Origin of the sequence: Synechocystis sp. LEGE 06083 (assembly GCF_015207725.1) — a bacterium.
GTDB classification, from domain to species: domain Bacteria; phylum Cyanobacteriota; class Cyanobacteriia; order Cyanobacteriales; family Microcystaceae; genus Synechocystis; species Synechocystis salina.
On record NZ_JADEWJ010000213.1, the window covers coordinates 1 to 6,969 of the forward strand.

General features: G+C 48.7%; 5 protein-coding genes. 2 read left to right on the forward strand and 3 right to left on the reverse strand.

All coding sequences use genetic code 11. The features are described from left to right. On the forward strand, window positions 1–842 hold an 842-nt coding region (locus tag IQ219_RS14735; RefSeq protein ID WP_194073103.1), incomplete at its 5' end, for a PleD family two-component system response regulator. Window positions 843–938: 96 nt separating this feature from the next. After that, a complete protein-coding gene (locus IQ219_RS14740; RefSeq protein WP_194073104.1) occupies window positions 939–3,284 on the forward strand; it encodes an NACHT domain-containing NTPase in 2,346 nt (781 codons plus the stop codon). A gap of 36 nt (window positions 3,285–3,320) precedes the next feature. On the opposite strand, the gene IQ219_RS14745 is transcribed toward IQ219_RS14740, so the two are convergent. The 3 genes from IQ219_RS14745 to IQ219_RS14755 form a co-directional block, all read right to left on the reverse strand. Then, window positions 3,321–4,592 (reverse strand): O-antigen ligase domain-containing protein, encoded by a 1,272-nt coding sequence (locus tag IQ219_RS14745; RefSeq protein ID WP_190598187.1) that lies wholly within the window; start codon window positions 4,590–4,592, stop codon window positions 3,321–3,323. Beyond that, window positions 4,589–6,115 carry a hypothetical protein gene (locus IQ219_RS14750; RefSeq protein ID WP_228017145.1) on the reverse strand — a complete coding sequence of 509 codons (1,527 nt, stop codon included), beginning with the start codon at window positions 6,113–6,115 and terminating at the stop codon, window positions 4,589–4,591. The genes IQ219_RS14745 and IQ219_RS14750 overlap by 4 nt, the downstream gene beginning before the upstream one ends. 31 nt (window positions 6,116–6,146) lie before the next feature. Further along, window positions 6,147–6,969, reverse strand: an 823-nt coding sequence (locus tag IQ219_RS14755) for a polysaccharide biosynthesis/export family protein (protein ID WP_194073105.1), incomplete at its 5' end; no start/stop codon positions are given.

Genomic DNA, 6,969 nt, shown 5'->3' on the forward strand with positions numbered 1-6,969 from the left:
CCCTTAAAGAAGATAATTATGGGCTGGCGGAAGCCACTAACGGTCAGGAGTGCCTCGATAAATTTATCCAGTTACAGCCGGACATTGTACTGTTGGATGCGATTATGCCCGGTATGGACGGTTTCACCTGTTGCGAGCAAATCCGTCTTCTGCCTGGAGGGGATAAAGTACCCATTTTAATGATCACTTTTTTGGATGATCAAGAATCCATTGATAAAGCCTTTACGGCCGGAGCAACGGACTACATCAATAAGCCGATCCATTGGTCTTCTTTCCGTCGTCGCATTCATCAACTAATTAATGTCAAATCCTTGTTCAACGAAGTAGAAGCAACCCAAAAGGAGTTGGTTTCCCGTAGGAGCTGGGATAGTTTCTGGCAAAAAAATTGGCGGTCTTTGGCCCAGACTAGTCCTAACCAAAATTACCTCAACACCATGCTCACAGGGGCATTAAAACTTTTCAACGGATTGCGCATTGTGCTGGTGACATCGATCGCCGATGCCATTCCCTTTGTGGTTATCGATCCGGAAGTGGAGTCTATGGGGATTGATTTCACCGCCATTAATGATGACTTTGCCGCCTTAGTTTCCCTGCAAATAGATGGAGGCATTGTGTTTAAAGCCGGTGTGACTCCCCCGGCAAAGAACCATTGGTCAACCAAGTTGCCTTCCATGGCCCTATTTCCCACGGCGGTCCAGCCCGTTGCTTGGCGGGGTCAGCCCCTAGGACGAGTGATTATCCAATGGCGATCGGATCTTGATCTTGCAGAAGTAGAAATTCCCCAACAAATAGAAAATCTTTCCCATCTTCTGGGATTCCTACTCCAGGAAATCGATGGATAATAAAGGATAGCCGACCGCCCCCTCCCCCCTGCAGCCGAGTTGATAGTGGTGGGGTAATGGCGTTTTTGTTGGCTAACTGTTGTTGTGGAAAAATTCATGAGCAAACGCTCCCTCAAGTCTTCGTCTAGCGGTCAGGCCAGGGCAAAGCAGGCCATGACCAGGCGGGGCTGGACCCAAGCCTATTTGGCCACTGAAGCCGGACTTTCCACCCGTAATTCGGTCTGGAAGTTTCTCAGCGGGCGGCCAGTGGAGCGTTACATTTTTATGGAACTATGCTTCCAGTTGGGCTTGGATTGGGAAGAAATTGCGGATCTTCCCCAGGGGGACGACGACCCTGACATTGGGAATGAGGGCGTTGTCACCGAGGAAGGCGATCGCCCGGTTATGGAAGCCACCGAGTCCCAGCCCCCACCAAGCTTGGAGGAAACTTATTTAGCAGTCAAAGCTAAGTTGAGGCACCAGTTCTGTAAACAGTACAGCAGGGTGCAATCTTCTTTTAATTTGACTCAGCAGTTTGCCTTAGACGACATTTACACCGATCTGAGTTTGTTGCCCCACCTTAGCCACCAACAATGGTTGGAGGTGGACGATTTACAAGGGTCTTTACTCCAAGGTGTGACCCAGCCCCAGCCCATCGGTTTATCCATTCAGGAGGCCATCGACCACCATGGACATTTGGTCATTTTGGGCCGGCCCGGCTCCGGCAAAACTACCTTGTTGAAGTACCTAGCTCTACAGTGTTACAACAGCCAAATTCAGCCCGATCATATCCCCGTTTTCATCCCCCTGCGGGACATTGAACGCTACCAACAGCATGAACCAGATTGGAGTGTGGCAGATTACCTCCAAACCCTATTGGCGATCGAAGAGATTACTCCAGAGCTACAAACTGAGTTACTGCAACAGGGCAAATTCTGGTTACTGTTGGACGCATTGGATGAAATTCCCCGCAAAACCAGTGAAAAATTTCTGCAAAAAATCCAGGAGTTTGTGCAATCTTTTCCGAACAATAATATCTTAATTACTTCCCGTATTGCTGCTCAAAATTATTTTTTTACTGGTTTTACATACCTGGAAGTTGCCAATGCCAATGAGCAACAAATTAAATCCTATATTGACAATTGGTTTAACCAGCCCGGTGTCCATGAAGACAATGGTAAAATTAGCAAAAGCGATCAGTTATTAGCCCATCTTCGACGACCAGAAAATCGCTTTGTCCTCGAACTAGCCAAAACGCCCCTCTTACTAGAGTTAATTTGCTGTGCTTTCCAAGAAAGGGCCCAACTGCCCAGTAAACCCGCCAATCTGTATAAAGAAGGGCTAAACGTTCTGCTTAACCGGGGTTCCCGCTCCCAGGCATTTCAAACAGACTACGGTTATAACGAGTTAACTCTGCCCCAAAAGTTAAAACTATTATCAGAAATAGCTGCCCGCATGTTTGCGCAGGGTTATTTTTATTTTGAAAAAGATCAAGTTTTATTAATTATTCAACAATATTTAGCTAGCATTGCCAGCGCCCCCATTAGTGGAGATTTGCTGTGGCTCAAAAGCGAGAATGTCCTACGAGCTATTCAAGTGCAACATGGGCTTTTGGTGGAGCAAGCCAAGGCAGTGTATTGCTTTTCCCATGTCATTTTTCAGGAATACCTAACGGCTCAACAGTGGGTTTTTCGCAAAAAATTAGCCATTGCAGATTCCGTCGTTAATGACCCAGAAATTACTGCCCAACGGCTCACCGATCCCCATTGGCAGGAAGTTATTGCTCTGGCGATTTCCCTTGTTCCCCTAGCGGATGATTTTTTACTGCAACTGAAATTCGAGATCGATCTCCTAGTAGCCAGTGATGATGGTTTAATTGCTGTAATAAAATATTTAGATACCAAAAGTAAATTGCTCCAAACTAACCATAAACCAGTGGCCATTAGGGCTTTTTATTTGGGCATTCTCTACGATTTTGGACTTAATTTAGCTACCCGTCTAGACCGGAGTTTGAGCGAAAATCCCCACCAGGAAATTTCCCTAGATTTACAATTGATCCGCATTCTCTCCTTAGCCCAGTCCCTCGCCCAAAATCCTACTTTTGAACAGTATTTAAACCTTGGTTTTGCCCTTGATATTGAAAGAAAATTTTCCCTCACTCCTGCCTTGACGAAAGCGTTACAAATTTGCAAAGAGCAACTACCTTCCCCCATGGAAGAGAAATCTTCCTTGTTGCAATGGTGGCGAATGCAGGGGCCAGATTGGTACCGGGGGATGAAAACCATCGTGTGTCAACATCATCAGCTTGGTTGTGTAGCTGAACTAAGCCCCAGCCAAAGTAATCTTTTGCGGCAATACTACCATGGGCTAGTTTTTTTCCATAAATGTCTCCACAGTGGTTGTTACGTTAGCCCCGCTGTGCAGGCAGAACTGGAAAATAATCTCTTGACCTATGCACCATAAATTTCTGGTAACTTACCTTAGCTAGTTGACATTGACTTATTGATAATCTGGGCGATCGCCAGAAGCATAAAAACCCAGTCCCATGATAATTAGACCAGGCCAATAAAGATAGGCGAGGATTTCTAAATTTTCCCCAAAGGTGTAGAGAAAAAGAATAAATAATACTGCCAATCCCGCCTCCGCTACTGCATAGCGTTGAGCCTTAATTAGCAACAAAAAAAGACTAAGAACCATGGGAATGGCCAAAGCATAGAAACCAACAATGCCCTTGACAAATAACAAACCATACCAAGTATGGTGGGAGCCAATGGGCATATATTCCACCACGTGGGGTCCCGATTCCACAATGCCATGGCCCCAAATGGGAGCTTCCGTTTCCCAGCGATAACCGGCAATTTGCTTCAAGGTGGTGCGGACTCGGCTAGATTCCGACCGGGCCTCGGTGAATTTTCGCATTACGGTATCTAATAAGTTGAATAACCAGGGCGCCATGATGCCGGTAATGGTACTCCCTATGCCCAACACCATGAGGGTAAAGGGACGACTGAGACGGGCCAGGCAAAAGGTGAAAATAGGGGTCAAAATTAGGGAAACGATCGCCAAGCGGGACTTACAAATTTGGGCCAGGTAGAGGGAACCGATAATGCCAAACCAACGCCATTTTTTATTTTTCTCCTTGAGAGCGAGCACAAAATAGATATTAGCCACAAAGCCCAACGCCGGCCCCCAGGGGGTAAACAATCGTTGGCGAATGGAACCGTCAAAATCCACTTCGTAAAAAGAAACATCAAAAAAAGTTGTGCCTGGGCCTCCCACCGCTTTGAGGGGAGAAACATAGAGAATTTCGGGGAAATGGAGTAAGGGCGCAATGATTAGTAGGGGAGAAATGAGCAGGGTTTGCAAACAGATCACACAAACAGCTCGGTAAATCAGTCGGGGCCGAATGGGTAAACAGCCCGCCAGGGGATACAGGGCTAGGGCCGCCCATCCCTTGAGCCAGCCAATGGAGGACTTAATAATGGTGCTTGTGGGCAGGTCAAAATCCAAATGCCCAATTATCAGGGCCACCTGCATCATGGCCATGCCAATGATCCAAACCCAGATTAGCCAATGGATTTTAATTTTTTCCGCTTCCGGGGTGGCTTCCGTTTGTAACCACCATTTCAGCCCTACGTATAGTCCCAGAATTACCCCCAACACCGACCCGACAATGTAGATGGCCCCCAGAAGGTAAAAGCCATAGATATAGACCATGCTGTACCAAACCAGCCGTTCGGGAAAATTTTCGGGCTTGATGGGATCGTTCACGCGAGGATTTGGCGAGAAATTTTGGTCAGTACTACTAAAATTGTGTTGCGCCACCACAGTAATGTCAGGCCGAAGGTAACCAGAACAGAGCCGATCGCCGCCCCGGCCAGAACCAGCTTAGTTTTGGGAGCGGAGGGGGCATCGGGCAAGGTGGGAGGTTCCACCAATTGCATGAGGGGAAAGGAACCAAAGGGGTCACTTTTGCCCAAATCGGCCTTGGCCAGGGTGGAAGTAAAAATGGCCTCTGCTATTTGCACTTTACGGAGATAGTTTTCCAGCACTGATTCCTTTTGCACCATAATTTTCAGCCGAGCTTCTAGCTCGCTCACCTGTTGGGTTAACGCATCCACCTCCGCCCTAATGCCCTCATACTCAGCCTGGAGGGTAATTAGTTGTTGAAAGAGTTCCCCCCGCTTCACACCGGACTCGTTACTATTGTCCAAATTTAACCGTTCAATCTCCTCCAGGGTAATGGCCTTACCCAACAGAGCTTTGCCCCGTTCTAGTACTGTGGCCAGGGCTGCCCCTTGCTTTTGTTTGAGTTGCACTACATCGGGATAGTTGGGCCCCCGCTCTTCCAACAGAGCATTTAACTCTGTGCTGGTGGTGGTATATTCCTGCAAGCTTTTCTGAAAATATTGGTCTGTTTGCAGGGCCAACACCGTGGGAGCCTGTTCCGGCGCTAACTGCACCGCTAAGGTCAAACTTTGCAGGCGATCGCCAATTTGTTGGCTTTGGGCCACCTTTTCCGCCCGTTGTTTGCGGAGAGTCTCGATGGTGCTGATCAAATTAGTCACCTGTTGGGAAGAACTCAAGCCAGACTGGGCTTTATAGTTTGATAACTGGGCTTGGGCCTGGGTAAGTTTGTTTTGGGAATCCTCCAGGGCAGAAGTAATAGCCCCATCCCGTTTTTCTTGTTCAATTTGCCTGAGGGTATTAAGCCGTCTTTCTAGGGTTTGGTACAGGCTAAGGGCTTTGCGTTGGGCAATTTTGGGACTTGGTCCCGATTGGGAAATGCGGATGGTGGTGGTGTTGGGAATGAGGATAATTTTCGGCTCACCAAATTCTTCAACTTCTATGCTCACACTGGCCGCCGCTTCTTGAATCACCGTATCCCCCAGGGCTAGTAATTTGTAATTTTCCCTTGGGTCGGAAGAACTGCCAAAGGCGGAGGTGGTGGAAGTGGCCGCCTGGCCCACGTCGGGGAGGTTGAGGTTTACCCCCAGGGCATTACCAGCGACATGCACCACTAATTCACTGGTGTAGGTGGGAGCGGTGTGCTTCAGGTAACTTAACGTTCCCGCCCACAGTAATGTATTGGCCCCCACTGCCAAAGTTAAATATTTAGCAATGCGCCCCAAAGGCAAGCTTAATCTTGGTTTAATTGTTGCGATGTCCTCTTCTCCATCCATTTCCCCTACTTCAACATTGTCCATGGCACCATCTTCGGGGGAGTTAAGGGCTTCAGATTCATTACCGTTGGGAAACCGGTCCTTAGTTGGGGAGGAGGAAGTGGTGGCCATAGCGATTAACCTAACGGTGTAGTTAAAACCCCTAACGGAAGAAAAGATTACGGAAAATCAAAAAGGGGTCTAGGGGACTGAGGAAATCAGTGATGGAGCGGAAAATATCCCTAGTGTTGGTCATACCGGAATCGTAACAAGCAATGGCGTCCCTTGGCATGAGCAGGGGATTGTCTGTGTTGCTGTGGGAATTACGCACCAATTCTTCCACCGGTTTTTCGGTGACCAGGGTTGCTCCACTGGCCGTATCCACCCGCACCAAAATAGCCCGGCGATCGGCGTTGACATTGACAGTACCTCCCACACAGTTGGCCGCCACCACTGCTTGACTAAAGCGGGCCCCATAGGGAAAGGTGATGCCTTCTTGTTGGTTTCCCACTGCCGAGGTGGCATTACTATTGGCGGGTACGGTGAGGTTGGAAATAAATACCTTAATACCAGGGGGAGTGATTTGGGAGGGACGGGCCAAGGCCGGTTGCACCTGGCCAGCGCTGGGCACCACTAGGCGATCGCCAGCCATGAGGGGAATATCGGCCACCGCATCCCCAGTGAATACTCCCGACAGATCTAGGGGAATTTCTTCCTCTCCCCGTTGCACCACAATATTGGCCACATCCGCTGTGGGTAAAACGCCCCCCACGGCCCGGAGTGCGTTAATGCCGTAGCGCCAAAAGGGATAATCCCCCGTCACCGACTGACTTTCTGGGGGCACTGTAATTTCGTTGCTGGGTTCTCCAGGATTTTCAATTAGTACCCGCCCTGGCTGGAATACGTCCCCTGCCACCGTTACCTGTACCGGCGCCCATTGCAGCACCTGCACTGATAGCTGGAGTTTATCCGGGGGAAAATAACCC